At 59.2% G+C, this 25,430-nt stretch carries 25 protein-coding genes; 16 read left to right on the forward strand and 9 right to left on the reverse strand.

Annotation, left to right across the window (positions count from 1 at the left end; translation table 11 throughout):
- Positions 1-82: 82 nt before the first annotated feature.
- Both MMW58_RS17305 and MMW58_RS17310 read right to left on the reverse strand, forming a co-directional pair.
- Positions 83-1,450 (reverse strand): L-serine ammonia-lyase, encoded by a 1,368-nt coding sequence (locus MMW58_RS17305; protein WP_045854941.1) that lies wholly within the window; start codon positions 1,448-1,450, stop codon positions 83-85.
- A 63-nt stretch (positions 1,451-1,513) separates the two neighbouring features.
- Positions 1,514-2,797 (reverse strand): HAAAP family serine/threonine permease, encoded by a 1,284-nt coding sequence (locus MMW58_RS17310; protein WP_045854940.1) that lies wholly within the window; start codon positions 2,795-2,797, stop codon positions 1,514-1,516.
- A 683-nt stretch (positions 2,798-3,480) separates the two neighbouring features.
- Between MMW58_RS17310 and MMW58_RS17315 the strand changes: the two genes are divergently transcribed.
- Both MMW58_RS17315 and MMW58_RS17320 read left to right on the forward strand, forming a co-directional pair.
- Positions 3,481-3,957, forward strand: coding sequence for a 2-thiouracil desulfurase family protein (locus MMW58_RS17315; RefSeq protein WP_241723746.1), 477 nt, complete (start codon positions 3,481-3,483; stop codon positions 3,955-3,957).
- Positions 3,944-4,309, forward strand: coding sequence for a DUF488 domain-containing protein (locus MMW58_RS17320; protein WP_045854939.1), 366 nt, complete (start codon positions 3,944-3,946; stop codon positions 4,307-4,309). Before MMW58_RS17315 ends, MMW58_RS17320 begins: the two co-directional genes overlap by 14 nt.
- Here the strand turns inward: MMW58_RS17320 and MMW58_RS17325 are convergent.
- Entirely contained in the window at positions 4,299-4,550 is a 252-nt protein-coding gene (locus MMW58_RS17325; RefSeq protein ID WP_045854938.1) for a putative hemolysin, read from the reverse strand. The genes MMW58_RS17320 and MMW58_RS17325 overlap by 11 nt on opposite strands.
- Positions 4,551-4,848: 298 nt before the next feature.
- Between MMW58_RS17325 and MMW58_RS17330 the strand changes: the two genes are divergently transcribed.
- The 3 genes from MMW58_RS17330 (at position 4,849) to MMW58_RS17340 (ending at position 6,349) form a co-directional block, all read left to right on the forward strand.
- Positions 4,849-5,862: a sensor domain-containing diguanylate cyclase gene (locus MMW58_RS17330; protein ID WP_133597614.1), complete on the forward strand. Its 1,014-nt coding sequence runs from the start codon at positions 4,849-4,851 to the stop codon at positions 5,860-5,862.
- Positions 5,863-5,919: 57 nt separating this feature from the next.
- Positions 5,920-6,024 (forward strand): YoaK family small membrane protein, encoded by a 105-nt coding sequence (locus MMW58_RS17335; protein ID WP_041145046.1) that lies wholly within the window; start codon positions 5,920-5,922, stop codon positions 6,022-6,024.
- Between the two features lie 202 nt (positions 6,025-6,226).
- Entirely contained in the window at positions 6,227-6,349 is a 123-nt protein-coding gene (locus MMW58_RS17340) for a hypothetical protein (protein WP_115193110.1), read from the forward strand.
- A 42-nt stretch (positions 6,350-6,391) separates the two neighbouring features.
- Here the strand turns inward: MMW58_RS17340 and MMW58_RS17345 are convergent, their stop codons facing one another.
- The 4 genes from MMW58_RS17345 to MMW58_RS17360 all read right to left on the reverse strand — a co-directional run bounded on the left by MMW58_RS17345 (position 6,392) and on the right by MMW58_RS17360 (position 9,783).
- Positions 6,392-6,655: a DUF2534 family protein gene (locus MMW58_RS17345; protein WP_045854911.1), complete on the reverse strand. Its 264-nt coding sequence runs from the start codon at positions 6,653-6,655 to the stop codon at positions 6,392-6,394.
- A gap of 127 nt (positions 6,656-6,782) precedes the next feature.
- Positions 6,783-7,421 carry a leucine efflux protein LeuE gene (leuE, locus tag MMW58_RS17350; protein ID WP_159236381.1) on the reverse strand — a complete coding sequence of 213 codons (639 nt, stop codon included), beginning with the start codon at positions 7,419-7,421 and terminating at the stop codon, positions 6,783-6,785.
- A 91-nt stretch (positions 7,422-7,512) separates the two neighbouring features.
- Entirely contained in the window at positions 7,513-8,427 is a 915-nt protein-coding gene (lpxP, locus tag MMW58_RS17355) for a kdo(2)-lipid IV(A) palmitoleoyltransferase (protein ID WP_133597611.1), read from the reverse strand.
- Positions 8,428-9,000: 573 nt separating this feature from the next.
- A complete protein-coding gene (locus MMW58_RS17360) occupies positions 9,001-9,783 on the reverse strand; it encodes a class I SAM-dependent methyltransferase (protein ID WP_159236382.1) in 783 nt (260 codons plus the stop codon).
- 270 nt (positions 9,784-10,053) lie between these two features.
- Between MMW58_RS17360 and fecI the strand changes: the two genes are divergently transcribed.
- From fecI to fecE, 7 genes are all read left to right on the forward strand, one after another.
- Positions 10,054-10,575: a ferric citrate uptake sigma factor FecI gene (fecI, locus tag MMW58_RS17365; protein WP_241721725.1), complete on the forward strand. Its 522-nt coding sequence runs from the start codon at positions 10,054-10,056 to the stop codon at positions 10,573-10,575.
- The gene (fecR, locus tag MMW58_RS17370) at positions 10,572-11,519 is read left to right on the forward strand and encodes a ferric citrate uptake sigma factor regulator FecR (RefSeq protein ID WP_133597605.1); all 948 of its coding nucleotides are present in this window, start codon (positions 10,572-10,574) and stop codon (positions 11,517-11,519) included. The genes fecI and fecR overlap by 4 nt, the downstream gene beginning before the upstream one ends.
- Positions 11,520-11,616: 97 nt before the next feature.
- Positions 11,617-13,947, forward strand: coding sequence for a TonB-dependent Fe(3+) dicitrate receptor FecA (gene fecA / locus MMW58_RS17375; protein WP_241721726.1), 2,331 nt, complete (start codon positions 11,617-11,619; stop codon positions 13,945-13,947).
- Between the two features lie 91 nt (positions 13,948-14,038).
- The gene (locus MMW58_RS17380; protein WP_241721727.1) at positions 14,039-14,941 is read left to right on the forward strand and encodes a Fe(3+) dicitrate ABC transporter substrate-binding protein; all 903 of its coding nucleotides are present in this window, start codon (positions 14,039-14,041) and stop codon (positions 14,939-14,941) included.
- Positions 14,938-15,936 carry an iron-dicitrate ABC transporter permease FecC gene (gene fecC, locus MMW58_RS17385; protein WP_241721728.1) on the forward strand — a complete coding sequence of 333 codons (999 nt, stop codon included), beginning with the start codon at positions 14,938-14,940 and terminating at the stop codon, positions 15,934-15,936. The genes MMW58_RS17380 and fecC overlap by 4 nt, the downstream gene beginning before the upstream one ends.
- 2 nt (positions 15,937-15,938) lie before the next feature.
- Positions 15,939-16,886 (forward strand): Fe(3+) dicitrate ABC transporter permease subunit FecD, encoded by a 948-nt coding sequence (gene fecD / locus MMW58_RS17390; RefSeq protein WP_241723747.1) that lies wholly within the window; start codon positions 15,939-15,941, stop codon positions 16,884-16,886.
- On the forward strand, positions 16,887-17,654 hold the full coding sequence (gene fecE / locus MMW58_RS17395) for a Fe(3+) dicitrate ABC transporter ATP-binding protein FecE (RefSeq protein ID WP_241721729.1): 768 nt from the start codon (positions 16,887-16,889) through the stop codon (positions 17,652-17,654). It abuts the gene before it with no gap.
- A gap of 25 nt (positions 17,655-17,679) precedes the next feature.
- Here fecE and fraE read toward each other — a convergent pair whose 3' ends face one another.
- The gene (fraE, locus tag MMW58_RS17400) at positions 17,680-18,723 is read right to left on the reverse strand and encodes a fructose-asparagine asparaginase (RefSeq protein WP_241721730.1); all 1,044 of its coding nucleotides are present in this window, start codon (positions 18,721-18,723) and stop codon (positions 17,680-17,682) included.
- Between the two features lie 310 nt (positions 18,724-19,033).
- On the opposite strand from fraE, the gene MMW58_RS17405 reads away from it, so the two are divergent.
- Both MMW58_RS17405 and MMW58_RS17410 read left to right on the forward strand, forming a co-directional pair.
- Positions 19,034-20,233: an HD domain-containing phosphohydrolase gene (locus MMW58_RS17405; protein WP_241721731.1), complete on the forward strand. Its 1,200-nt coding sequence runs from the start codon at positions 19,034-19,036 to the stop codon at positions 20,231-20,233.
- 82 nt (positions 20,234-20,315) lie between these two features.
- Positions 20,316-22,100 (forward strand): diguanylate cyclase, encoded by a 1,785-nt coding sequence (locus MMW58_RS17410; protein WP_159236389.1) that lies wholly within the window; start codon positions 20,316-20,318, stop codon positions 22,098-22,100.
- Positions 22,101-22,111: 11 nt separating this feature from the next.
- Here the strand turns inward: MMW58_RS17410 and MMW58_RS17415 are convergent, their stop codons facing one another.
- Positions 22,112-23,164 (reverse strand): LacI family DNA-binding transcriptional regulator, encoded by a 1,053-nt coding sequence (locus tag MMW58_RS17415; protein WP_133597588.1) that lies wholly within the window; start codon positions 23,162-23,164, stop codon positions 22,112-22,114.
- Between the two features lie 183 nt (positions 23,165-23,347).
- Between MMW58_RS17415 and hisD the strand changes: the two genes are divergently transcribed.
- Both hisD and MMW58_RS17425 read left to right on the forward strand, forming a co-directional pair.
- Positions 23,348-24,655, forward strand: a complete 1,308-nt coding sequence (gene hisD / locus MMW58_RS17420) for a histidinol dehydrogenase (protein ID WP_133597586.1) — start codon at positions 23,348-23,350, stop codon at positions 24,653-24,655.
- Positions 24,656-24,665: 10 nt separating this feature from the next.
- Positions 24,666-25,430: an SDR family NAD(P)-dependent oxidoreductase gene (locus MMW58_RS17425; protein WP_159236392.1), complete on the forward strand. Its 765-nt coding sequence runs from the start codon at positions 24,666-24,668 to the stop codon at positions 25,428-25,430.

Here is a 25,430-nt window from a genome sequence, read left to right on the forward strand (position 1 = left end):
AGTCGCCCGCCGGCTGAGGCAGCCGCGCGGGCAAAGAATAGCCGAAAAAAACCGCCTGCGGCGCAGGCGGCGTGAGCAAACGTCAGGATTCGCAGACCGCGACTTTAATCGCCAGCCCGCCGCGGGCGGTTTCGCGATACTTGGCGTTCATGTCTTTCCCCGTCTCAAACATGGTATCGATGACCTTATCCAGCGACACTTTCGGATCGCTGGTGCGGTGCATCGCCATGCTGGCGGAGTTGATCGCCTTCACCGCCGCAATCGCGTTGCGCTCGATACACGGCACCTGGACCTGACCGGCAACCGGATCGCAGGTTAGCCCGAGGTTGTGCTCCATGCCAATTTCAGCGGCAATGCAAACCTTCTCCGGGCTGGCGCCCAGCAGCTCCGCCAGCCCGGCGGAAGCCATGGAACACGCCACGCCGACCTCCCCCTGGCAGCCAACTTCCGCGCCGGAAATGGAGGCGTTCATTTTGTACAATATGCCTACCGCGCCGGCGGTCAGGAAGTAGCGCATATAGATTTCCGGCGTCACCGTTTTGATAAAGCGGTCGTAATAGGCCAGCACCGCCGGCACGATGCCGCAGGCGCCGTTGGTGGGCGCAGTCACCACCCGGCCGCCGGAGGCGTTCTCTTCCCCGACCGCCATCGCAAACATATTGACCCAGTCCATCGCGCTGAGCGGCGTAATCGACTGGCTCTGGGGAGCCAGCACGCGGTGCAGCGCGGAGGCGCGACGCGGCACCTTTAACGGCCCCGGCAGCAGGCCTTCGGTGCTCATGCCGCGGTTAATGGCGTTTCTCATGGTCTCCCAGATTTTCGCCATAGTTTGCTCGACGCTTTCTCTGCCGTGGCGGGCAACCTCATTTTTCATCATCACCGCGGAAATCGACAGGCTGTTATCGTGGCAGTGCGCCAGCAGGTTGCGGGCGGAGTAGAAAGGGAACGGGATATCGACCTCCGCATCCTGGCTCTTGCCGAACGCCTCCTCGGTGACGATAAAGCCGCCGCCGATGGAGTAGTAGGTCTGGAAGTGGACGATTTTTCCGTCGCAGAGCGCGGTGATGCTCATACCGTTCTCATGCAGCGGCAAAAACTCATTATGAAAACGCATGCACTCCGCCACCGGGAACTCAATTTCCCGCTGGCCCTCTTCAATGCGCAGACGCTGCAGGGTATTAACGTCACGAATAATCGTGGGAATGGCGTCGATATCGACGGTATCCGGTAAATAGCCCGAGAGTCCAAGAATAATCGCAATATCGGTATGGTGGCCCTTACCGGTTAACGAAAGGGAGCCGTAGACGTCCACTACCAGGCGAGTCACTTTATGCAGCAGGCCCTTTTCCTGCAGGGTATCAACAAACTGTTTTCCCGCTTTCATCGGCCCGACGGTGTGTGAGCTGGAGGGCCCGATACTGATTTTAAAAATATCGAAAACGCTAATCATGTGGCACCCATTGGGTTACAAAGCAAAACGAATGCGCCTCCCGTGACGGGAGGCGCCGGGAGCTTAGCTGAACAGAGAGTAGAAGATGGCTGAGATGGCAATCAGCCCAATCACCACCACAAACGCGTTGCTGATGTGGCCGCTGTATTTACGCATGGCCGGTACCTTATTGATGGCGTACATCGGCATCAGGAACAGGATCATAGCGATAACCGGGCCGCCGAGGGTTTCGATCATCCCCAGAATGCTCGGATTCAGGGTCGCCACCAGCCAGGTGGTCACCAGCATGAACAGCGCGGTGATTTTATTCAGTTTGGTAATTTCAATGGTTTTACCTTTACCGCGCAGGGACTTGATAACCATACCGTTAAAGCCTTCACGCGCGCCGAGGTAGTGGCCGAGGAAGGATTTGGTAATCGCGATCATAGCGATAATCGGCGCCATCCAGGCAATCAGCGGCGCGTTAAAGTGGTTTGCCAGATAGGAGAGGATGGAGATGTTCTGCGCCTTCGCTTCCGCAAGGTTTGCCGGAGAGAGGCTCAGGACGCAGCTGAACACGAAGAACATCACCGTCAGCACCATCATGATGTGCGCATAGCTGAGGATGCGGGCGCATTTACGCTCGGCGTCCTGACCATACTCTTCCCGTTTCGCCACCGCAAAGGAGGAGATAATCGGCGAGTGGTTGAAGGAAAACACCATCACCGGAATAGCCAGCCACAGCGTCATCCACAGGCCGTTGCCGGTGGCGGCAGCGCTGCTGAACGACAGGGTATCCAGTACCGCACCGTTCCACTGAGGAATCAAATAGAGCGCCAGGATCATCAGCGCCGCGACAAACGGGAACACCAGCACGCTCATGGCCTTAACAATCATTTTTTCGCCAAAACGTACAATACCCATCATGCCCACAATTAAAATCAGCGATAAAATTGCGCGCGGCGGAGAAACCAGGCCGAGCTGGTGGGTAATAAAGCTGTCGACGGTATTGGTGATCGCGACGCTATAAACCAGCAGGATCGGGTAAATCGCAAAGAAGTACAGCAGGGTAATCAACTTGCCGGCACCGACGCCAAAATGCTCCTCCACCACTTCGGTAATATCTTCGCCAGGATTTTTACCTGAGAGCACGAAACGGGTTAAACCACGGTGGGCGAAAAAGGTCATCGGAAAGGCGAGAATGGCCATGATGATCAGCGGGATCAGGCCGCCACCCCCGGCGTTAATCGGCAGAAAAAGCACCCCGGCACCAATCGCCGTCCCGTACAGCCCCAGCATCCAGACGGTGTCACTTTTTCTCCAGCCGCTGCTTTCGCGAGCAACGAGGGTATTTTGAACGCTTTCCATAATATGGCCTCAATAATATAGAGTGGAGTCAGATTTAACTGACTCTGTTTCAGGTAATAAATTTCCGTGTTTATTTTGCTATTTTATTAAATTAAGCCAAACTGATGTATATACGGCGATCACATAACCTGATTTATCGCGGGGACTTTTAAAGTATCAAAAATAGCACCTGAGATTTAATATATTTTTAAGGTATCATTTTTAATACGTTATTATAAACAAGAGAATTTCTGAAGGCGTAAAATAATATATTACAAGAGCGCTATAGCGGAGAAAAGTCCCGTTTTAAAAATAAAAAAAACCCGCAGAGATACGGGCTGATTCAAAGCGCACAATCCATTTGTAGCAATAACAACTCAATGTGTCCTGAGCTATTCTATGCGTCACGCAAAAAAATAACACTCCTGATTCCAGGGGGATTCCCCCGCTTTGACAGCAGGCCGGCCGGCGACGACGCCCTGACGACGCTTTGGCAGTCGGTGATGGCAGATGATAATATCGGTATCGCCACGCGCTGCCGTCAGCCTTCCGCACCTGCTGCGGGATCCCTGAGGCATTACGGTGAATTTTTTATACCGGAGAGACCGATGCAAAAACCACTTCCCATTACGGCCGATGACGGGACGACCCGTTTGCTTTCGCCCCGCCCCGGCGGCGGTAAGCTGCTGGTGAGCGCCTGCCTGATGGGGTTCCAGGTACGCTATAACGGCAGCGACAAAGCGCAGCTGGCCGAGACTCTGGCGCGCTGGCAGCGCGAAAACCGGCTGGTGATCCACTGCCCCGAGCTGGCCGCCGGACTACCGGTGCCGAGACTGCCGGCAGAAATTGTCGACTCTCAGGGTGCGGAGGTGATGCAAAATCGCGGGCGCATCGTTGAAAGCGACGGCCACGACGTCACCGCGCACTATCAGCTGGCCGCCTGGCTGGCGCTGAAGGCCGCCCGGGAGGAGGGCTGCCAGGCGGCGCTGCTCACCGACGGCAGCCCGACCTGCGGCAGCCAGTTTATCTACGACGGCTCCTTTAGCGGACAGCGCAAGCCCGGCTCCGGCGTGGCGGCAGCGCTGCTGCACGAACAGGGTATTACGGTTTTTTCCGACGGGCAGATCCCGCAGCTGCTTGCCTGGATGCAACGGATGGAGAATAGCGATGATTCAATGTAAACGCGTCTACGATCCGGCCGACGCCGGCGACGGCTATCGCGTGCTGGTCGACAGGCTTTGGCCTCGGGGGATTAAAAAAGAGGCGCTGCGCTACGATGAGTGGTGCAAAACCCTGACCCCGTCCGCGGAGCTGCGCAAGGCCCTGCACGGCGAAGCTATCGACTTCGCCAGCTTCCGCGAGCAGTATTGCCGGGAGCTGGAGAGCCATCGTGACGAGGGGCTACGCCTGGCCACGCTGGCTCACCGGCAGCCGCTAACGCTGATCTACGCCGCAAAGGATACCCGGCAAAACCACGCGCTGGTGCTGGCCGAGTGGCTGGAGAACCTGCCGGTCGGCGAGATTACGCCTTAGCAGGATGATCCCGGCGCCACAGCTCCCATTCATCGAGGGTTTCACCGCCGGGCAGCCTGCAGTCGCTACGCACGCCCTGCGGCGTCTGTATCGGTATCAGCTTACCGCCCTTCTCGCCGCAGTAGACCGAGGCCGGGTTCGCCATGCCGATTGACTTCGGCGGTGGCGGTGCGTCCGGGGGCGTTGTCGGCTTCGCGCACCCGGCCAGCGCCAGCGGCAGTAGTATTGTCATCCACTTCATTTTGACTCCTTCAATTGACCAGCGCCGCGATGAGGGCCCTGATTCTTCACGATTTCTCCATTTTAACTACACTTTTGCGCCGTAGAGTAGCCCTTGTTCTCGAATTGACCAGAGAACAGATCATTCCATAATCAATGAGTTTTTCCCCGTCGCCCCCGACGGGGCTTTTTTCCCGCTGCGACCGCAGGTATTCCCGCCGCTAATGTGTTAAATTTGTTGTATCTATGTTTACTTTTCGCTGTTAGCCGTTTCAGCCTTTTACCGGCGATAGCGCTCGGCGATCGGGAGCCGTACATTCATGTCAGATTTTATTCTTGCTCGCGTCTCGCAAACGCTCGCCAACGAACATTCGCTGGAGCTGTTGGTGCGACAACTGCTTGAGATGCTGGAACTTGTGACCCGAATGGAGTCGACCTATCTGACCCGAATTGATCTTAGCGCCCAGCGCCAGCTGGTTATGTATGCGCATAACAGTAGCGAAATGACGATCCCGGAGGGCTTTTCCGTCCCGTGGAACGAGTCGCTGTGCAAGCGCGCTATCGATGATAACTGCCTGTTCAGCAACGACGTCGCCAGCCGCTGGCGCTCGTGCATTGCCGCCCAGGAGCTCGGTATCGCCACCTTTTTCAGCATTCCCGTTCGCCTGACCGACGGCTCGCTGTACGGCACGCTCTGCGCCACCAGCCGCCAGAAACAGCCCTACAACCTGGAAGGCGAGCAGGTGATGGGCCTGTTCGCCAACCTCATCTCACACTACGTTGAGAAAGAGACGCTGGTTGAGCAGCTGCGCGCCGCCAACTCGGCGCTGGAGATGCACTCCTACACCGACGAATTAACCGGCTTACCCAACCGTCGCGCGCTGTTCAAGCACCTCTCGACGATATTCCCGCGCGCGCGCGAACTGCAGCGCAATATTTTGCTGATCTTCATCGATCTCGACGACTTTAAGGCGATCAACGATCGGTTCGGCCACCCGTGCGGCGATAGCTTCCTTGTCCAGGTCGGCGAGCGTTTAAACGCCCGCGTGCGCCAGGGGGATCTGGTGGGTCGCCTCGGCGGCGACGAGTTCTTGATTATCGGTGCGGGTCTCGAAGCCGAAGAGCAGCAGGCGTTTATTGCCGCTCTGCGCAAGGAACTCGGCGGAATTTACTTCCTGGCCGAGCACCGGATTAGCTACCCTGGCGCCAGCTTTGGGGTGATCGACGTGGATCCGCAAACGATGGATATGGAGAGCGCGCTGCGGGCCGCTGACGATGCGATGTATCAGGATAAAAAGTCGCGCCGCAAAGAGACCTTCCTGAATATTGACTAACCCGGCGGGATTTCCAGTATGATAGCGGACATCACTTGCAGGCTCAGGGACAACACAATGAAATTGGGTATTCTTTTCCCGGTAGTAATTTTTATTATCGCCGTCATTTTTCTTGGCTGGTTTTTTGTTGGCGGATACGCGGCGCCGGGCGGCGCTTCGTGAAAAAAAGCACCATTTTGATGATTATTATCGCCGTTATTGCGCTGGCCGGCGTGCAGTTTGGCTGGTGGTAACCGCCCTTTTCCGTGGCGCTTAAATTGCAGATTTGTCTTATCCACTCAATAACTTAACGCGATACACTCACTTCACCAGCCGAACCCGTCGCCAGTTGCGGGCGGACGGCGGACTAACGGAGAAGTGAGAAATGAAAAAACCGATCGTGTTGTCGTTGATGCTCGCGCTATGCACGCTGTTATCGGGATGTATTGTTGATGATGGCTATCATCACAGACACCACCACCATCATTACGACGGCAGAGGCTGGTGAAAAAAGGCGGATCAAGGCGAACCTGGGTTCGCCTTGTTTCATTTAGTCCTGGCGGTCAGAACCCAAGAAGACGAAGCCCAGCGGAATGGAAAAAAGCAGCGTAAATACGATGCTGTAGACCGTCACCATCGCCCCTTGCAGGAAGAACATCGAGGTTGTCCATTCGGAGTACGGCATATTGTACTCGCTCACCACGCCGCCAAACGTCGCGCGTCCAACCACGGCAAGCGCGATGGCAAACACCACCGCTATCGACAAGAAAAATTTCTTACTGTTTTTATTGCTGACGAGTTTATGCAGAATCATCCGGGTTCCCTTTTATCTGACCGATAATCGGCTGTATATGTAACACCAATGCAATTAAAATTGAAGGGCTTTTGTTACAATCCAGAGATTATCGCTGCGGGCCGGCGCTACGCCACCGGCTGGACGGCTACGACTGCAGCGTCGCCAGGCGCGCGGCAAATCCGACAAAGACCAGACCTATCAGGCTGTTGCCAATTTTGGCGAGCTTCTTCTTCGTTTTAACGTAGCGCGTCACGAAAGATCCGGAGACAATTAAGAAGCTCATGTACATAAAGCTAATCACTTCCAGGGTCAGCGCCAGAATAAAGAAGGCCAGGCCCGGCGTCTTCGCGCTGACGTCGATAAACTGGACGAAGAAGGAGACGTAAAACAGGATAGCCTTAGGATTGGTGAGGCTGAGGGTCAGCGAACGCTTGAGGATCGCACTCGCCGGCTCGGCGTCGGCATCGCTCTGCCCTTCCCGCTGCGTCAGCACCGCGTAGAGCATTTTGCCACCCAGCCACAGCAGATAGATGGCCCCGAGATAGCGCACGATATTGAACAGTACCGGCGTCGTCTTGATCAGCGTCGCAACGCCGGCAAAAGCCAGCAGCATCAGCACCGCGTCGCCGATAAACACGCCAGCCGCCGCCAGATAGCCCTTCCTGATGCCGTGCGCGATGCCGGTTTTGAGGACAAAAAAGGTATTGGGGCCGGGCACCAGGATGATAAAAATAGCCCCGACCAGGTAGGTCAAATAGTTCAAAACACCAAACTCAGCGAACACACTGCACTCCTTCGCGTTCAACAAGAAATATGATCGCGCTCACGTTAACGCAACTAACGTGATTTTGAAAGAGCTTACTCTGCCTGGTGGCTTAGTACAGAGAGGCTTCACCCAGCGGACGCGTTTTGAAGCGTCGGTGAACCCACAGATATTGTTCAGGCGCGCGCAGGATCTCTCTTTCGATAACCCTGTTGATGTAGGTGGCCGCTTCCTGCTTATCTTCAACAGGATAATCGTCCAGCGTGTCGCCAATGTATAAGGTGTAGCCTTTGCCGTTCGCTTTACGCACCATGCTGATGGTCAGCATTTTGGCACCCGAGAGGCGCGACAGAACGTAGGTGCCGTTGGTCGTTGCGGCCTGGGGCACGGAGAAGAACGGAGCAAAGACGCTGCCCTTGGGGCCGTAATCCTGATCGGGAGCAAACCACACCGCCTCACCGGCTTTCAGAGCGTGCACCAGGCCGGATAAATTGCGGCGATCGATCATCGCTTTGTTCGAACGCAGGCGTCCGCGGGTCTGCACCCACTCCATCAGCGGGCTGTTGTGCGGACGGTAGGTTGCCATCATCGGCCGGCAGAGGCCCATCGTACGGCCGCCGAGCTCAAGAGAAATAAAGTGCACGCCGACCGCCATGACGCCTTTACGCGCGCTCATCGCCTTTTCGAGATTGTCGAGACCTTCGACATCAAACCATTTCCTGACGCGCTCGTCGCTCCAGAACCACGCCATGCCGGTTTCAATTAACCCCATTCCCAGCGACATAAAGTTCTGCTCGATCAGCTTTTCTCTCGCTTCAGCAGGCATGTCGGGGAAACAGAGCTCAAGGTTTCTTCTGGCAATCTGCTCCCGGCGCTTAAGGAAGCGTCGCGACAGCTTACCGGCGCGGGTGCCGATGCGGTGAAGGAGCGGATAGGGTAATTGCACGAGCGACCAAAGAATGGCCAGGCCTAGCCAGGTTCCCCAATTGCGGGGATGCAAAAGACTCTTATCAAAAGCGGAAGGCATCATTTTTCCTGTAAACATCCTAAATGAGGTAACGCTTAAGGAAAAAACGATTCCCTTCATCAGTCGTTAGGCGGTACATATAGCAAGTACGACAATAGTAATCTGCCTAAATTCACTCGGGCAAGTAAAAACGAACGCTGAGGGTAAAAAAACATAATGCCAGCACACTTGTTACAAAATGTAAATTAAAAATCAATAATTAATTAAGAATATTCATCTGTAAAATCATTTTCATGCTATTCATTTATACAAGCGCCAAACTCGCGCCTGCTGAAACACCCTTTTCCACCGCCGTTCCCGGCATCGCCGTCGATCGGCAAAAGCCCGGCAATTCGGCGCTGCCCGCGCCTTCAGCCTCCCCCAGGCGCTGCTTAATAATGATGCGCAACGAGGCGGCGAGGAATCAACCGTGGTATCGCCGGCGGCAGCGGAAAGAATAATTTACCTCGCTCATATTCGGTCAAAAATTTACCGCCGGCGGTGACGCAAAAAATAAGACTCAGCTTATTTTATCTTCCTGACAAATAATGACAGATATATAGGGTTGCTTTTATTTCGAACGTTTATTACACATTATTTTTGTACCGTACGGCTTTTAGCCGAACAGCAGGCAATAAAATTAAGCTGCCGCCGCTGACGCCGGAAAAAGCGCATCATCGCCAGAAAACGCGGACGATTCTCCCGCTTAAGCAGGCCATTACAGATGATCCTCAGGGCCTGGCGGAAACCTTCGTCTTTTATCAACCCCCGCGCCGACATCAGCGACATCGGGCCCGCGTGGCAGCGCACGGAGTCAAAGCCCGCCTCTTCGAAGAGAGACTGCCAGCGCGCCTGGCTCATCGGGCTGACGTGAGATTTGACGACTCCCTGCAGCGCCATGCGATCGCCCTCCCCCAGCGCCTGTCGGGTGTACATAATATCGTGGGTCAGCAGGCGGCCGCCGGGCTTGAGCACGCGATAATATTCCGCCACCAGCTTTGCTTTGGCTTTATCGGCATACATGGTCAGCATCGCCTCATTAATCACCGCGTCAAAGGTGGCGTCGGGAAACGGCAGGCTGGTAGCGTTAGCCTCCATCACCAGGACCTTATTATCCACGCCTTCAAGAACGGTATTTTGCCGGGCCTTCGCCAGCGCGTCTTTATCCATATCGATGGCGTATACCCGACAGCCAAATCGTTTCGCCAGCTCTATTGAGGTGGTCCCCATATTACAGGCCACCTCCAGCACCGTACTGTCCGAGGACAAATCGGCCTGGCGGAACAGCCACTCCGTCGCCTCTACGCCACCGGGCCGCAGCCGGGTTTTCCCCAGGCTGGCTAAAAATGTGTGTCCGGCCTTTTCACTCGCATTCATCTGCAGCACCTCACGACTTATAAGATGCATTATAAATACATCATTATCTTTGATGAGGGAATATTGATAATGACTTTTATTTGCATTTGACCGTTGAGAAGCCGGTGCCGCGCGCCAGGCCAGGCGGAGATAAAATCAATTGTAATGGGTAACAATTACTTAAGGTGATAACCCGGCCTGGAGGCGCACTTAGCGCTGCGTTTTAATTGTAATGAGAAACATTCTCATATTAACATATGCGCCATCGTTCCATTTTTCCTGAATCCGGCCATGTCCTCACTCTCCGCCACCGCCGCACCGCTGACGCTTGCTTCGCTGTATCACGCCCATCACGGCTGGCTGAAAAACTGGCTGACCGGCAGGCTGCAATCCTCTTTCGACGCCGATGACGTCGCCCAGGACACCTTTATGCGGGTGATGGGCGGCGAACCCTTAACGACCATCCGCGATCCGAAATCCTTTCTGTGCGCCATCGCGAAGCGGGTAATGATCGATCTGTTTCGCCGCAATGCGCTGGAGCGCGCCTGGCTGGAGATGATTGCCCAGCTCCCGGAAGCGCTGGCGCCCTCCGCCGAGCTGCAGCAAATTCAGTTGGAGACGCTGCAGCAGGTGGACGCGATGCTGGATGGCCTGAGCCAGAAGGCGCGGGAGGCGTTTTTGCTCTCGCAGCTGGAAGGACTGACCTACGCCGAAATCGCCGTACGCCTGACGGTCTCCGTCAGCTCGGTGAAAAAATATGTTGCCAAAGCGACCGAGCACTGCCTGATTTTTCGCCTGGAGAACGATCTGTGACCCCGAAGCTTAGCGACTCCCGTCGCCAGGCCCTGCGCTCGGCCTCCCACTGGTATGCCCTGCTCAGCGACGGCCGCCCCAGTCCGCAGCAGGAAGCCCGCTGGCAGCAGTGGTACGAGCAGGACCACGATCACCGGTGGGCCTGGCAGCAGGTCGAAAACCTGCGTCAGCAGATGGGCCATCTTCCGGGCGCGCTCGCCAGTCGGGCTCTCAACGACGGTCGGGCCGCCCGCCGTCAGGTGCTGAAAGGATTGATGCTGCTGGCCATCGCCGGCGGAAGCTGGCGGCTGTGGGACAGCGAGCTGGCGGAGGGACTTCGCGCCGACTACCGCACCGCCAGGGGGATGACGCGACGCCAGCCGCTGGCGGACGGCTCAATTCTGACCCTCAACACCGACAGCGCCGCCGACGTCTATTTCGACGCGCGCCAGCGCCTGGTGCGCCTGCGCTACGGCGAAATTGCCATCCGCACCGCCCGCGACGAGAGCCAGCGGCCGTTTCGCGTGCAGACCCGCGACGGGAACCTTACCGCGCTGGGCACCGAGTTTACCGTGCGCCAGTTTGCCGATGAAACCCGCCTGGCGGTGCAGCAGCACGCCGTTGAGGTGCGCTTAGCGCACGGCCAGATTCAGCGGGTCGAGGCCGGAGAAAGCCTGCGCTTCAGCGCCGGGGCCTTCTCGCCAATACGGACGCTGAGCGCCGGGGAAGATAGCTGGACCCAGGGCGTGCTCAGCTTTCGCGACCGTCCGCTGGGCGAGGTTATCGCCACGCTCTCCCGCTATCGTCCCGGCATTCTGCGCTGCGACCCTCGCGTTGCCGATTTACGCCTCAGCGGCGCCTTTCCGCTGAGCGATACCGGGCAGATTTTGCAGATTATTACGCAGACGCTGCCGGTAAAACTGCAGTTTGCCACCCGCTACTGGGTCACCGTCGTGCCCGCCTGAGAAAAAAAATACAAAAAATTCTCATTCTCCATTGTCCCTTTTCCCCTGCTCGTTCGACTTAACAGGTGAAAACAACCAAAACAATCGTGGAGAACAGATGACGCCTTTACGCGTTCTACGCAAACCAATGCCTCTGGTGATGGCAATCCGCTTAAGCCTGCTGCCGCTGATAGCGCTGGCCGCCGCGCCGGCCTTTGCCGCCGCGCAGTTTGATATTGCCGCCGGAGATTTAGATACCGCGCTCAATCAGTACGCCGCCCGCAGCGGCATCACCCTCGCAGCCGATGCCAGCCTGACCCGGGGCAAGCACAGCGACGGCCTGCACGGCAGCTACGACGTTGAGGATGGCCTGCAGACGCTGCTCAACGGCAGCGGCCTGCGGCTCAAAGCGCTGGGCAATAACGCCTGGACGCTGGAGCCCAGCCCCGTTGACAGCGAGGCGACGCTGACGGTTGTCGGCGACTGGCTCGGCGACGCCCGGGAAAACGACGTGTTTGAGCACGCCGGTGCCCGCGACGTTATTCGCCGCGCGGAGTTTGCCAAAACCGGCGCCACCACCATGCGCGAGGTGCTGAACCGCATTCCGGGAGTCAACGCCCCGGAGAATACCGGGACCGGTAGTCACGACCTGGCGATGAATTTTGGCATCCGCGGCCTCAACCCTCGCCTGGCCAGCCGCTCGACGGTGCTGATGGACGGCATCCCGGTGCCCTTCGCCCCCTACGGCCAGCCCCAGCTGTCGCTGGCGCCGGTATCGCTGGGCAATATGGATGCCGTGGACGTGGTTCGCGGCGCGGGCGCCGTGCGCTACGGACCGCAGAACGTGGGCGGCGTCGTTAACTTCGTCACCCGCGCCATTCCGCAGGATTTTGGCATTGAGGGCGGCGTTGAGGGTCAGCTGAGCCCAACCTCCTCGCAGAACAATCCCAAAGAGACGCACAACCTGATGATTGGCGGCACGGCGGATAACGGCTTCGGCTCCGCGCTGCTCTATTCCGGCACCCGCGGCAGCGACTGGCGCGAGCATAGCGCTACCCGCATTGACGACGTGATGCTGAAAAGTAAATATGCGCCCAACGAGGTCCATACCTTTAACAGCCTGCTGCAATATTATGACGGCGAGGCCGACATGCCCGGCGGGCTCTCCCGCGCCGATTATGATGCCGACCGCTGGCAGTCTACCCGCCCGTACGACCGCTTCTGGGGACGCCGCCAGCTCGCCAGCCTCGGCTATCAGTTTCAGCCGGACGCCATGCACAAGTTCAATATTCAGGGCTTCTACACCCATACGCTGCGCAGCGGCTACCTTGAGCAGGGCAAGCGCATTACGCTCTCGCCGCGCGAATACTGGGTGCGCGGAATTGAGCCGCGCTACAGCCAGAGCTTTACGCTCGGCGCTACCGCGCACGAAGTGGGCGTCGGCTATCGCTACGTGAACGAATCCACCCATGAGATGCGCTACTACACCACCACCGCCAGCGGCGAGCTGCCGAGCACCGCCAGCCCTTACGATCGCGATACCCGTTCCGGTACCGAGGCGCACGCCTGGTATATCGACGACCGGGTTGATATCGGCAACTGGACGATCACCCCGGGCATGCGCTTCGAACATATTGAGTCTTATCAGGATAATAACCTGAAGGGTAGCCGCGAGCAGGTCAGCTACAACGCCCCGCTGCCGGCGCTTAACGTGCTTTATCATCTCACCGACAGCTGGAATCTTTATGCTAACACCGAAGGATCGTTCGGTACCGTACAGTACAGCCAAATTGGCAAGGCTGTGGAGAGCGGCAGCGTGGAGCCGGAAAAGGCCCGCACCTGGGAAATCGGCAGCCGCTACGACAACGGCGCCCTGAGCGCGGAAATGGGCCTGTTCCTGATTAACTTCAATAATCAGTATGACTCCAACCAGACCAACGATACCGTCACCGCCCGCGGCAAAACCCGCCACAGCGGGCTGGAGACCCAGGCACGCTACGATCTCGGCGATCTCTCGCCGCGCTTCGACAACCTGTCGGTCTACGCCAGCTACGCGTACGTTAACGCTGAAATCCGCGAAAAAGGCGACACCTACGGCAATCAGGTCCCCTTCTCGCCGAAGCATAAAGGCACCCTCGGCGTCGACTATAAGCCGGGCAGCTGGACCTTCAACCTCAATAGCGATTTCCAGTCCAGCCAGTTTGCCGACAACGCCAACACCGTCGAGGAGAGCGCCGACGGCAGCACCGGCCGCATCCCGGGCTTTATGCTGTGGGGGGCGCGCGTCGCCTACGACTTTGGTCCACAGATGGCCGACCTCAACCTCGCGGTCGGGGTGAAGAATATCTTCGACCACGAGTACTACACCCGCTCGTACGACGACAACAACAAAGGCATTTACGCCGGTCAGCCGCGCACCCTGTACCTGCAGGGATCGCTGAAATTCTGACACTGCCCGTTCGCCGCCTCGAGCTGAGGCGGCGCTGTTGCTGGTTGATATCGGCGGGACGGTTGAAGCGTCCCGCCATTGTGGAGTGAGTATGTTGGCTATTTTACGTCTTGTCTTTGCCGCGCTGCTGGCGTTCGGCGGCCCGGCTTGTGCCGTGACGGTCGAGGATCTGCAGGGACAGTTTACCCTCGATAAAACCCCGCAGCGGATCGTCGTGCTGGAGCTCTCTTTCGCCGATGCGCTGGCGGCGGTTGACCTCAGCCCCGTCGGCATCGCCGACGATAACGACCCCGCGCGCATTCTGCCCGAGGTCCGCGCGCGCCTGAAGCCGTGGCGGTCGGTCGGCACCCGCGCCCAGCCCTCACTGGAGGCGATTAGCGCCCTGCGCCCGGACCTGATCGTGGCCGATAGCAGCCGCCATCGCGGCATTTATGCCGCCCTGCGGCAAATCGCTCCGGTGCTGCTGCTAAAGTCGCGCAATGAAACCTATGCCGAAAACCTGCAGTCGGCGGCCATTATCGGCAAAGTCGTCGGCCAGGATCCGCTTATGCAGCAGCGCCTGGCGCAGCACCGCCGGCGGATGGCCGATTTCGCCGCTCAGCTGCCGGCAGGCGCCAGCGTGGTCTTCGGCACCTCCCGCGAACAGCAGTTCAACCTCCATTCGCGCGATACCTATACCGGCAGCGTGCTGAGCGCGCTTGGGCTGTCGGTTCCGGCAGCTATCGGCGGCGCGCCGATGGCGACGATCGGCCTCGAGCAGCTGCTGGCCATCAACCCGCAGTGGCTGTTTGTGGCCCACTATCGGACGGAAAGCATCGTGCGCAAATGGCAGCAGGACCCGCTATGGCAGATGCTGCAGGCGCAGCAGAAGCAGCAGGTGGCCGCCGTTGACAGCAACAGCTGGGCGCGGATGCGCGGCATGTTTGCCGCCGAACGCATCGCCGCTGATGCGGTTAAAATTATTCACCACCAGGCGGTCGACGTGCAGCAATGAAATCATCCCGTTCCGCTTTGCTGGTCTGGGGGCTGCCGCTGGTCGGGCTGGCGGGTCTGCTGTGGCTGAGCCTGTTTAGCTATTCGGCGATCCCCGTTGCGCCGCTGGAAGCCCTGCGGGCGCTGCTGGTCCCCAAAACGCCCTCTCTGGCCCAGGCGCTGGTGCTTAATCTTCGCCTGCCGCGAAGCCTGGTGGCGATCGCGCTCGGCGCCAGCCTGGCGCTTTCGGGCACGCTGCTGCAAATTCTGACCCACAATCCGCTGGCCTCGCCGTCCCTGCTCGGTATCAACAGCGGCGCGGCGCTGGCGATGTCGCTGACCAGCGCCTTCAGCCCGGCGCCGCTGGCGGGCTATTCTCTGGCATTTATTGCCGCCTGCGGCGGCGGCGTCAGCTGGCTGCTGGTGATGGCGGCCGGCGGCGGCTGGCGTCAGGAGCTCGATCGCAGCCGGCTGATCCTCGCCGGGATCGCCCTGTCGGCGCTGTGTATGGCGCTAACCCGCGTCACGCTGCTCCTCGCCGAAGATCGCGCCTACGGAATTTTATACTGGCTGGCCGGGGGCGTTTCGCACGTTCGCTGGCCGGAGTTCTGGCAGCTGTTCCCCTTTGCGGCGCTGATTATTCCCGGCGTATTTCTGCTGGCAAACTCCCTGAACCTGCTACACGTCGGCGATAGCACCGCCCACTCGCTGGGGGTGAATCTCTCCCGGCTGCGGCTGCTAATCAACGCGGCGGTGCTGCTGCTGACCGGCGCCTGCGTCAGCGTAGCGGGGCCGGTGGCGTTTATCGGCCTGCTGATACCGCACCTCGCGCGGCTGTGGGTGGGCCAGGACTGCCGCGTCCTGCTGCCGATGGCGGCGCTGCTGGGCGGCATATTTATGCTGCTGGCAGATATTCTCGCCCGCGCGCTGGCCTGGCCCGCGGAGCTTCCGGCGGGCGCGGTGCTGGCGCTGGTTGGGGCGCCGTGCTTTGTCTGGCTGGTCAGGAGGCGCGGATGAAAATGCGCATCGCCTGCCTGCTGCTGGCGCTGCTGGCGTTAAACGCGATCTCCCTGCTTATGGGGGCCGTTCCGCTGCCCTGGCGGGCGCTGTTCGAGGGCTGGAACGGCGCCAGCGAGTACCACTACGCGCTGACGCAGTATCGCCTGCCGCGGGTGGTGCTGGCGCAGATCGTCGGCGCCGCGCTGGCGGTCTCCGGGGTGCTGATTCAGGGCCTGGTGCGCAACCCGCTGGCGTCGCCGGATATTCTCGGCATCAACCATGCCGCCAGCCTGGCGTCGGTCGCCGCGCTCTATTTTATCCCTTCGCTGTCCGTGCTGTGGCTGCCGCTGGTGGCGTTTAGCGGCGGCATAGCGGCGATGCTGGCGCTGGTTGCGCTGGCCGGCTTTGGCCACCCGATGCGCCTGGCGCTCACCGGTGTGGCGCTGTCGGCCTGCTGGGCCAGCCTTACCGACTACCTGCTGCTCTCCCGGCCCCAGGAGATCAACAACGCGCTGCTGTGGCTGACGGGCAGCCTGTGGGCGCGGGACGGCTCATTCGTCGTTATCGCCCTGCCCGTGCTGGCGATCCTGCTGCCGTTAAGCCTGCTGCTTAGCCGCAGCCTGGATTTACTGGCGCTTGGTCATGAGCGGGCCGGGACCCTCGGCGTCAATCTCCGGCTGCTCCACCGCGGCGGCCTGCTGCTGGCGGTAGCCCTGGCTTCGGTAAGCGTCGCCGTCTGCGGCCCGATCGCGTTTATTAGCCTGGTGGTGCCGCACCTCGTGCGCCGCTTAACGGGCGGCAGCCACCGCTACCTGCTGCCCGTTTCGGCGCTGACCGGCGGGCTGGTGCTGCTGTTGGCCGATCTTCTGGCCCGTACGATTCATCCCCCAATGGAGCTGCCGGCGGGCGTATTAACCGCCGTTATCGGCGCGCCATGGTTCATCTGGCTGCTGGTAAGAGTACGTTGAATGGAACTGAGAACTGAAAACCTGAGCGCCGGCTACGGCGCCAAACGCATTATCGACCGGCTGGATCTGACCCTTCCCGGCGGCCAGATCAGCGCCCTGCTCGGGCCAAACGGCTGCGGTAAATCAACCCTGCTGAAGTGCTTCTCGCGGCTGCTGGCGCCGACGGCGGGTAAAATATGGCTCGGCGAGCGGCCCCTGCCGGGCTTTAGCCCGCGCCAGCTGGCACGGCATCTGGCGCTGCTGCCGCAGCAGCACCACGTTCCGGAGGGGATTAGCGTACGCGAGCTGGTGAGCTACGGCCGCAGCCCGTGGCTGCCGCTGTGGGGACGCCTCAACGCCGAGGATCGGCGGATCGTTGCCGAAGCGCTCGAGCGTACCGGCATGACGCCGCTCGCCGGGCAGCCGCTGAGCGAACTGTCCGGCGGGCAGAGACAGCGGGCGTTTGTGGCGCTAATCCTTGCCCAGCAGACGCCGCTGGTGCTGCTTGATGAGCCGACAACCTGGCTGGATATCAATCATCAGGTGGAGCTGATGAAGCTGATGCGCGAGCTGCAGATGTGCGGAAAGACGGTGGTGACCGTCCTTCACGATCTTAACCAGGCCAGCCGCTACTGCGACCACCTGGTGGTGCTGGAAAGCGGGAAAGTGCGGGCCCAGGGCCTGCCGGAGGAAGTGCTGACACCCGCGCTGCTGCGCAGCGTTTTCCAGCTGGAGGCGGAAATTCACCCCGACCCTATCTCACGACGCCCGATGTGCGTGATGAAATAGCCCGGCCCATCGGCTAACAGGACGATCAGTACGTATGGAAGTAGTTCTGAATCACTTCCGGGTTACGCGTTTGCGTCAGGGCGGTCATCAGCAGAATGCGCGCTTTTGCCGGATTCAGCGAGTCGGCCACCAGCCCAGGCTGGCTATCGTCGACCGGGACCACGCCGCTGCCGGTGCGGGAGGCGCGTACCACCACGATGCCGGCTTTTTGCGCTTTTTCGATCCCAGCGGCGCTGCGCACGGATACCGAACCGGCGCCGGTTCCGGCGTAGACGATGCCGTCAACGTGATGGGCAATCGCCGCATCGTACATATACTCCGGGTCGTCCTGATAGCCGTAGATAATCACCACCTTCGGCAGCGTATTCAGCTGACGAACGTCAAAGACCGAGCGCAGGGTATGAATCTTATCGACGCGCGTTGCAAACTGCGGCTTGCCGCCGACGATAACGCCCAGGTAGCCCTCTTCCGGCGCTTTGAAGGTATCGAGGCTGTTAGCGTTGGTTTTGGTCACAAAGCGCGCGGCGCCGATGCGGTCGTTCAGCACCACCATCACGCCCCGCCCCTTCGCCTCGGGATCGGCGGCAACGGTGACCGCCTCCAGCAGGTTCATCGGGCCATCGGCGCTTATCGCCGTTGCCGGCCGCATTGCCGCCGTCAGCACTACCGGCTTATTGCTTTTCACCGTCAGGTTGAGGAAGTAAGGCGTCTCATCGAGCGTATCGGTACCGTGGGTGATCACCACCCCGTCAACGTCATCCCTGGCCAGCAGCTCATTCACCCGCTTAGAGAGTTTGAGGATAATATCGCTGGTCATATTTTCACTGCCGATATTCGCCACCTGCTCGCCGTCCACCCGCGCCACCTTGCTCATTTCAGGCACCGCGTTAATCAGGGTCTGGACGCCAATCGCGCCGGCCTTATAGCCGGTGGTTTGGGTATTGCTGGCCGCCGACCCGGCAATGGTTCCGCCGGTGGCGAGGATCACGATATGCGGCAGGCGCGTTTCGCTGGCTGCCAGGGAACTCATCGTCAGTAACGCAATCGCAAGTAATGCTCTAAAATTCATATTCACTCTTCCCCAAAATAGATATTAATCAAACTGGCGGAGAGTTAATGCAAACGGCTTGCCACTATTTATTTTCTTTTTACAGGCAAAATGGTTAACTATCGGGCAGTAAAGGCTTTTTCATTCATTTCTCGCGCAGATTTGGTGCAGCGATGCTCCAGGATGGGCATGTTTTGACAATGAAATCGCCGCCGGACTAAGCGTTTATTATTTTCGTCGTCCCGCTTCAGACGCGTTGCCATTAAATTATCACGACAGTAACGGCCATGATCGACCTATTTTATGTGGATATCGCGAAGAGGGAAAAACGATGCGTCTCGCCTTAAAATCAGCATTGATGCTTACCACTCGTGTCATACAGATAATCAATCCCGAACTCCATCTGCATATGCAGCGAACGGCCCTCATCGCCCTTGAGCTTTCGCTGGCGTTACGGTTGCCGCGTCAGCAGCAGCAGACCATCTTTTGCGCCGCGCTGCTGCACGATATCGGCGTACTGGGCGACAAGCGGATGATTACCTCGCTCGATGCGATAGATAATCTGAACGATCCTCACCAGCACCGGGGAGCGGAGATGCTCAGCGGCCTCGCCACCTTCGCGCCGATCCTGCCCATTATTCGTCACCACCACTTCAGCGTGGACTATAAAGGTAGCCTCGACGAGCATATCGTCTGTTTTGCCGACTCCTTCGAACGTCTGCTCTCCGCAGACGAGACGGCGGCCGCGTATCAGACTGATATTATTATTGATAAATTCCGCACCCTGCATCAGGAGCTGGACCCGCAGCTGTGCCGTACCCTGTGTCAGCTGGCGAAAAAGGAGCACTTCTGGCTGCATCTTAATCCCGGCCATATCCAGCGGATGCTGGAAATTATCGGCCCGATTAACGATCTGTATATCGATATCGACGGCCTGAAGGATATTTGCTTATTGATTGCCAAAATCGTTGATACCTACAGCAGCTTCACCGCCAGCCACAGTATTATGGTCGGCGAAATCTCCTGGCAGCTGGCGCGCTACATGGATCTGCCGGTAGAAGAGTGTAAGAAAATCGAGGCCGCCGGCTACCTGCACGATATTGGCAAGATCTTTATCCCGCTGGATATTCTGGAAAAACAGGGAGAGCTGGCCCCGGAGGAGCGGCTGCAGGTGCGCGAACACAGCTATATGACCGGCGAGCTTCTCAGCGCCTTTAGCGAACTTGGCGAGATTATTAACTGGGCCGCCAACCATCATGAAAAGCTCGACGGCAGCGGGTATCCGCTGCATCTGAGCGCGGATTATCTGCATCTGCCGGACAGAATCATCGCCGTCGCCGACATTTTTACCGCGCTGACCGAAAATCGCCCCTATCGCCAGGCGATGAGCTATCAGCAGGCATTACGGCTGATTGAAAACGATGTTATAAATGGCGCGCTGGATGCGAATGTTTTTGCCGTTTTACGCCAGCATGCCGACACGCTTCATCGCGAAATCATCGGTAAAAAACGCGATCGGTCACCGCCGTAACCTGCCGGCAGCCTGCGGACAGGACGGGGTTCTATAATAAAAAATAACGTTATAAATTCATCTGCACGCAAGGAAATTACCGGTGAGAATCGCCACCATGACCAACTGGGCCTACGGTATAACCGTCGCCCTGACCCTCGCCTCAGGCATTGCGATGCTGATGGCCTCAAACGCGGATACTGCCGAACGCCAGGCGGTCCAGCAGCGCCAGATTTTCGACCAGCTCACCGAAGAAGTTGAAACCGACGCCTGGGCGCTTTCGGACCTCGCGCGAGCCTATGTTATCAATAAAAACCCTGACGTTTTAGAGGAGTATCGCCAGAATGCTCAGACGACGGTCGCCATCGAGCACCGGCTAGCAAAGCTTAGGGATAGCGGCGCAACGCCCCAGGAGCTGGCGCTGCTGCGCGAGGGTTTACGCATCGCCGACGAGCTGCAGGATGAGCAGCAGACTGCGCTGGCTAATATCGCCCGCGGCGAAGATAAAGAGGCTATCGACCTGCTCTACGGCAAGGTCTATGAGCGCGAGCTCGAGCGGGTTCAGACGCAGATCGACCACTTCCGCCTGCTGCTGGAAGGCCGGGCCAACGGCGCTATTGCGCAAGCCACCGAGAAGTCCCACACCTGGCGCAGCCTCTCCGAGCTGATGGTCGGGCTGACGGCGCTGATGTTCCTGTTTGTGCTGGGTTTTATTCTGCAGCGCCGGGTGCTGTACCCGGTTGTACGCCTGAGCGATGTCGTGCAAAGGCTCGCCTCGCAGGATTACGCCGTCGAAGCGCCCAACTTCACCCAGATTGATGAAATTGGCGATATGGCGCAGGCGATCCGCATTTTCCGCGAGAACGGCCTGGCGCGCCAGCGTCTGGAGCAGGAGCGGGACGCCGACTGGGCGATCCGCGAGCTGCTGGCGCGGATGACCCAGCGCCTGCAGGGGTGCGAATCTTTCGAGGATGTGATTAAAGTGGCCGAGCTTTTCGCGCCCAACATCGCGCCGGAGATCCCCGGGCGGCTCTATATTCTCGACCTCGACCCCTGGCAGATGCGCTGCGTCGCCCGCTGGCTCTCGCCGCCGGATGAACCGGAGATCTTTCATCCCGAGAACTGCTGGGCCGTGCGGCGCGGGCTAAGCCACCCTCCGGTCAACGGCGAGCCGGATATCGCCTGCTACCATCTGCCGGAGTCGAGCGCGGAGTGCTCGCTTTGCGTTCCGCTGATTGCCCAGGGGGAAGCCATCGGCCTGCTCTCCTTCAGAAACGTCACTCCTGCCACCGCCCCTTCACGCGCCTACCTTGAGCTGATGGCGGAAGCGCTGGGCCTGGCGCTGGCAAACCAGCGCCTGCGCAACGCCCTGCTGGAAAAGGCGCTTTTCGACTCGCTAACCGGGCTGCGCAACCGCCACCACCTTGAAGACGCCCTGCATACCCAGATGAACCTGGCGGTGCGCAACGGCACGCCGCTGAGCTGCCTGATGATCGATATCGATCACTTCAAGGCAATCAACGACAGGTACGGTCACGAGGCGGGCGATCTGGTGATTAAAAACGTGGCGACCATCGTGCAGCGCGCGGTGCGTGATATCGGCATGGCTTTCCGCTACGGCGGGGAAGAGTTTTTAGTCCTGCTCGCCGGGACCAACGAAGAGTCCGCCCTGGCGTGCGCCGAGGATATCTACAACAACGTTCGCAATATGACGCTGCGCTACGGCCTGAGCGAAATGGGTCAGATAGATGTCTCTATCGGGATTGCCAGCTTCCCGCAGCATACGCAAAGCGACAGCCTGCTGCGCGCCGCCGATGCCGCGCTGTACCGGGCAAAAGAGCTCGGCCGCTCGCGGATCGTCAGCTTCGGGATGCTAAAAACCGACTGACGGCGGGTCGCCTAAACCCGCCCGGCAACGCTTTCATTCATCGCCGGCTGAGCGGGAATACGCGCGCTCTTGCGCACGATAAGCCGGCCGGTCAGCACCTGCTGCACCGCCGGCGATGCGGCATCGGCAAACTGCTGCGTAATGGTGCGTACCGCGCAAGCCACCATTTCATCGACGGGCTGAACCCAGGTGGTGAGGTTAAATAACGGCCAGTCGGCCATCGCGATATTATCAAAACCGATGATCGAAATATCGCGCCCGGCAACCAGCCCAAACTCGCCCACCGCCACGTTGAGCGCGCCGATGGCCATAATATCGTTGGCGCAAAAGATGCCGTCCGGGCGCTGCTTCCCGTTCAGCAAGGCGCGCGTCGCCGCCATTGCCGTTTCCACGCAGTAGAGCCCCTGAGCCCGCAGCGGCGCGGGAAAACCGTGCCGACGGAGGCGCTCGGTGAAGCCCTGCTCACGGTCTCTGCTGGTTGAGGAGGAGTCAAAGCCGGCAATAAAGGCGAGCTGGCGATGCCCTCCCGCCACCAGAAAATCAGCAATCTGCTCCCCGCCGCGCAGGTTATCGCTGGTGACGCTGGAGACGTTTTTACTGGCATTCTTACGGTTGAGCAGCAGCACGGGCAGGCCGTTATGCTGACACTCTTCGGCAAAATGTGAGGAGAGCATGGTGGAAACTAAGATCAGCGCCTCAACCCGGTGACGCAGGATATCTTCGAGAATAGGATCGGTATCCCCGTCGCTGTTCATCGAAAAGAGCAGTACGCTGTAGCCCATCTCCTTGAAGGCCTGCGCCAGCTCATCCACCAGGCCGGCGTAAAAGGGATTCATCAGGCCAGGAACGACGACGCCAATAAGGTTTGAGCGGCGGGTAATCAGCGAGCGGGCAACAAAGCTCGGCCGGTAGCCAAGCTGGGCGGCTGCATCCTTGATTTTTTCGCGCGTTGTCGCCGAGACCTTCCCGCCTTCAGTAAACGCACGCGATACCGCAGATTGTGACACTCCGGCCAGTTTCGCCACATCGTAACTGGTCACGGGGCGACGTATACGCTCAACCATTGAGACATCCCTCCTGACAGAAAAACCGTAGGCCCATTATGGGCGATTGACGCGCCGATGCATAATTTTTGCGATCTGCGTTGCATTCGAATGCATTAATGATTTCCTTCCTGATTCATTCGCGATAAAAATGCTTGCATTCGAATTCACCTGCACACAATACATCATCGGGAGTTAACAATCATGGCTAAATGGCTGAAACAGGGCGCAGAGGCGGAAGCCGTCAAAATCGCCGACCGTCAGGTCCGGGAAACGGTAGAAGGTATCCTGGCCGATATCGCTGAACGAGGAGATGCCGCGGTGCGCGAGCTTTCCATCCGCTTTGATAACCTCGATCGCGCCAGCTATCGTCTGAGCGTAGAAGAGATAGCCACCTGCTATGAGCAGCTCTCAGAGCGCGACATCGCCGATATCGCCTTCGCCCAGGAGCAGGTGCGCAATTTTGCCCGCCATCAGCGCGATAGCATGCGGGACATCGAGGTGGAGACCCTGCCCGGCGTCATCCTTGGCCACAAAAACATCCCGGTCAACGCCGCCGGCTGCTACGTACCCGGCGGCAAGTACCCTCTTTTAGCCTCCGCGCATATGTCGGTGATCACGGCCAAAGTCGCCGGCGTGCCGCGCATTATCACCTGCGCGCCGCCCTTCAACGGCAAGCCGGCTCCGGCCATCGTGGTGGCGCAGCATATGGCGGGCGCCGACGAAATCTACTGCCTCGGCGGCATTCAGGCGGTCGCGGCGATGGCTATCGGCACGGAGTCCATCGCGCCGGTTGATATGCTGGTTGGCCCGGGCAACGCCTTTGTCGCCGAAGCCAAGCGCCAGCTCTTCGGACGCGTTGGCATCGACCTGTTTGCCGGTCCTACCGAAACGTTGGTGATTGCCGATGACAGCGTCGACGGCGAGCTTTGCGCCACCGACCTGCTCGGCCAGGCCGAACACGGACCTGACTCGCCGGCCATCCTGCTGACCACTTCGGAAGCGCTGGCGAAAGAGACCCTTGCCGAAATCGAGCGTCTGCTGACCGTCCTGCCCACCGCGCACATCGCCCGCCAGGCGTGGGACAAGTTTGGCGAAGTGATCGTCGCCGAAAGCGACGAGGAGATGCGGGATATTGCCGATGGCCTGGCCTTCGAGCACGTCCAGGTCATGACCCGCAATCCTGACTGGTTCCTGCAGAATCTGCGTAACTTCGGCGCGCTGTTCCTGGGGCCCCGCACCAACGTCGCCTACGGCGATAAGGTCATCGGCACCAACCATACGCTGCCCACCCGCCAGGCAGCACGCTATACCGGCGGCCTGTGGGTCGGCAAATTCCTGAAGACCTGCTCCTATCAAAAGGTCCTGACCGATGAAGCGTCGGCCCACGTCGGCGAATACTGCTCTCGCCTCTGCGCGCTCGAAGGATTCGCCGGCCACGGCGAGCAGGCCAATATTCGCGTCCGTCGCTACGGCCACAGAGACGTCCCTTACGCCGGAATTGTTGAATAAGGACCTGCATATGACCTTGCCAAAAACGCCCAGCTTTCGCCTGGACGGCAAGCGCGCCCTGGTCACCGGAGGCTCGCGCGGCATCGGCTTTGCCGCCGGGCTGGCGCTGGCCGAGGCCGGCGCCGAAGTATGGATTGCCGCGCGCGACCGCGCGCAGCTTGAGGCGGCCGTGGACGCCGCCGGCGAGGCCGGGCTAACGCTCAGCCCGCTGGTGGTTGATATCACCCAATCCGCAGAGGTAGAGCGGGCCATCGAGCGTCTCCCGGCGCTCGATATCCTGATCAACAGCGCGGGCCTGGCCAGGCATCAGCCGTTTACCGACGTCAGTCGGGAGAATTATGACGCCGTCATGGATATCAACGTTCGCGCCACCTTCTTCGTGTCGCAGCAGGTGGTGCGGCGGATGATCGATGCCGGTATTCAGGGCTCGATCGTGCATATTTCATCCCAGATGGGCCACGTCGGCGGGCCGATGCGCAGCGTCTACTGCGCGTCAAAGTTTGCCCTCGAGGGCATGACGCGGGCGATGGCCATTGAGCTTGGGCCCAGCGGGATCCGCGTCAACACCCTCTGCCCGACGTTTATTGCCACCGAACTCTCGCAAACCTCGCTTGCCGACCCGGCATTCCATCAGCAGGTGCTGAGCAATATCAAACTCGGGCGTTTAGGGCAGCTGGAAGATGTGATGGGGCCGGTGGTGTTTCTCGCATCACAGGCGGCAGCGCTGATCACCGGCACCGCGCTTTTAGTCGATGGCGGCTGGACCGCATCCTGA

It is taken from the genome of Klebsiella sp. HC6, from assembly GCF_022605325.1.
Lineage (GTDB): Bacteria > Pseudomonadota > Gammaproteobacteria > Enterobacterales > Enterobacteriaceae > Klebsiella > Klebsiella terrigena.

What these genes read in the sequence shown, in the direction of transcription:
- fecC (WP_241721728.1), top strand. Translation starts at nt 14,938, where the DNA reads ATGAAATCATCCCGTTCCGCTTTGCTGGTCTGGGGGCTGCCGCTGGTC.
- MMW58_RS17345 (WP_045854911.1), bottom strand. Translation starts at nt 6,655, where the DNA reads ATGATTCTGCATAAACTCGTCAGCAATAAAAACAGTAAGAAATTTTTC.
- hisD (WP_133597586.1), top strand. Translation starts at nt 23,348, where the DNA reads ATGGCTAAATGGCTGAAACAGGGCGCAGAGGCGGAAGCCGTCAAAATC.
- lpxP (WP_133597611.1), bottom strand. Translation starts at nt 8,427, where the DNA reads ATGCCTTCCGCTTTTGATAAGAGTCTTTTGCATCCCCGCAATTGGGGA.
- MMW58_RS17405 (WP_241721731.1), top strand. Translation starts at nt 19,034, where the DNA reads ATGCGTCTCGCCTTAAAATCAGCATTGATGCTTACCACTCGTGTCATA.
- MMW58_RS17360 (WP_159236382.1), bottom strand. Translation starts at nt 9,783, where the DNA reads ATGAATGCGAGTGAAAAGGCCGGACACACATTTTTAGCCAGCCTGGGG.
- fecA (WP_241721726.1), top strand. Translation starts at nt 11,617, where the DNA reads ATGACGCCTTTACGCGTTCTACGCAAACCAATGCCTCTGGTGATGGCA.
- MMW58_RS17415 (WP_133597588.1), bottom strand. Translation starts at nt 23,164, where the DNA reads ATGGTTGAGCGTATACGTCGCCCCGTGACCAGTTACGATGTGGCGAAA.
- fraE (WP_241721730.1), bottom strand. Translation starts at nt 18,723, where the DNA reads ATGAATTTTAGAGCATTACTTGCGATTGCGTTACTGACGATGAGTTCC.
- MMW58_RS17335 (WP_041145046.1), top strand. Translation starts at nt 5,920, where the DNA reads ATGAAATTGGGTATTCTTTTCCCGGTAGTAATTTTTATTATCGCCGTC.
- fecE (WP_241721729.1), top strand. Translation starts at nt 16,887, where the DNA reads ATGGAACTGAGAACTGAAAACCTGAGCGCCGGCTACGGCGCCAAACGC.
- MMW58_RS17305 (WP_045854941.1), bottom strand. Translation starts at nt 1,450, where the DNA reads ATGATTAGCGTTTTCGATATTTTTAAAATCAGTATCGGGCCCTCCAGC.
- MMW58_RS17320 (WP_045854939.1), top strand. Translation starts at nt 3,944, where the DNA reads ATGATTCAATGTAAACGCGTCTACGATCCGGCCGACGCCGGCGACGGC.
- fecD (WP_241723747.1), top strand. Translation starts at nt 15,939, where the DNA reads ATGCGCATCGCCTGCCTGCTGCTGGCGCTGCTGGCGTTAAACGCGATC.
- fecI (WP_241721725.1), top strand. Translation starts at nt 10,054, where the DNA reads ATGTCCTCACTCTCCGCCACCGCCGCACCGCTGACGCTTGCTTCGCTG.
- MMW58_RS17425 (WP_159236392.1), top strand. Translation starts at nt 24,666, where the DNA reads ATGACCTTGCCAAAAACGCCCAGCTTTCGCCTGGACGGCAAGCGCGCC.
- MMW58_RS17330 (WP_133597614.1), top strand. Translation starts at nt 4,849, where the DNA reads ATGTCAGATTTTATTCTTGCTCGCGTCTCGCAAACGCTCGCCAACGAA.
- MMW58_RS17325 (WP_045854938.1), bottom strand. Translation starts at nt 4,550, where the DNA reads ATGAAGTGGATGACAATACTACTGCCGCTGGCGCTGGCCGGGTGCGCG.
- MMW58_RS17315 (WP_241723746.1), top strand. Translation starts at nt 3,481, where the DNA reads ATGGGGTTCCAGGTACGCTATAACGGCAGCGACAAAGCGCAGCTGGCC.
- MMW58_RS17310 (WP_045854940.1), bottom strand. Translation starts at nt 2,797, where the DNA reads ATGGAAAGCGTTCAAAATACCCTCGTTGCTCGCGAAAGCAGCGGCTGG.
- MMW58_RS17380 (WP_241721727.1), top strand. Translation starts at nt 14,039, where the DNA reads ATGTTGGCTATTTTACGTCTTGTCTTTGCCGCGCTGCTGGCGTTCGGC.
- MMW58_RS17340 (WP_115193110.1), top strand. Translation starts at nt 6,227, where the DNA reads ATGAAAAAACCGATCGTGTTGTCGTTGATGCTCGCGCTATGCACGCTG.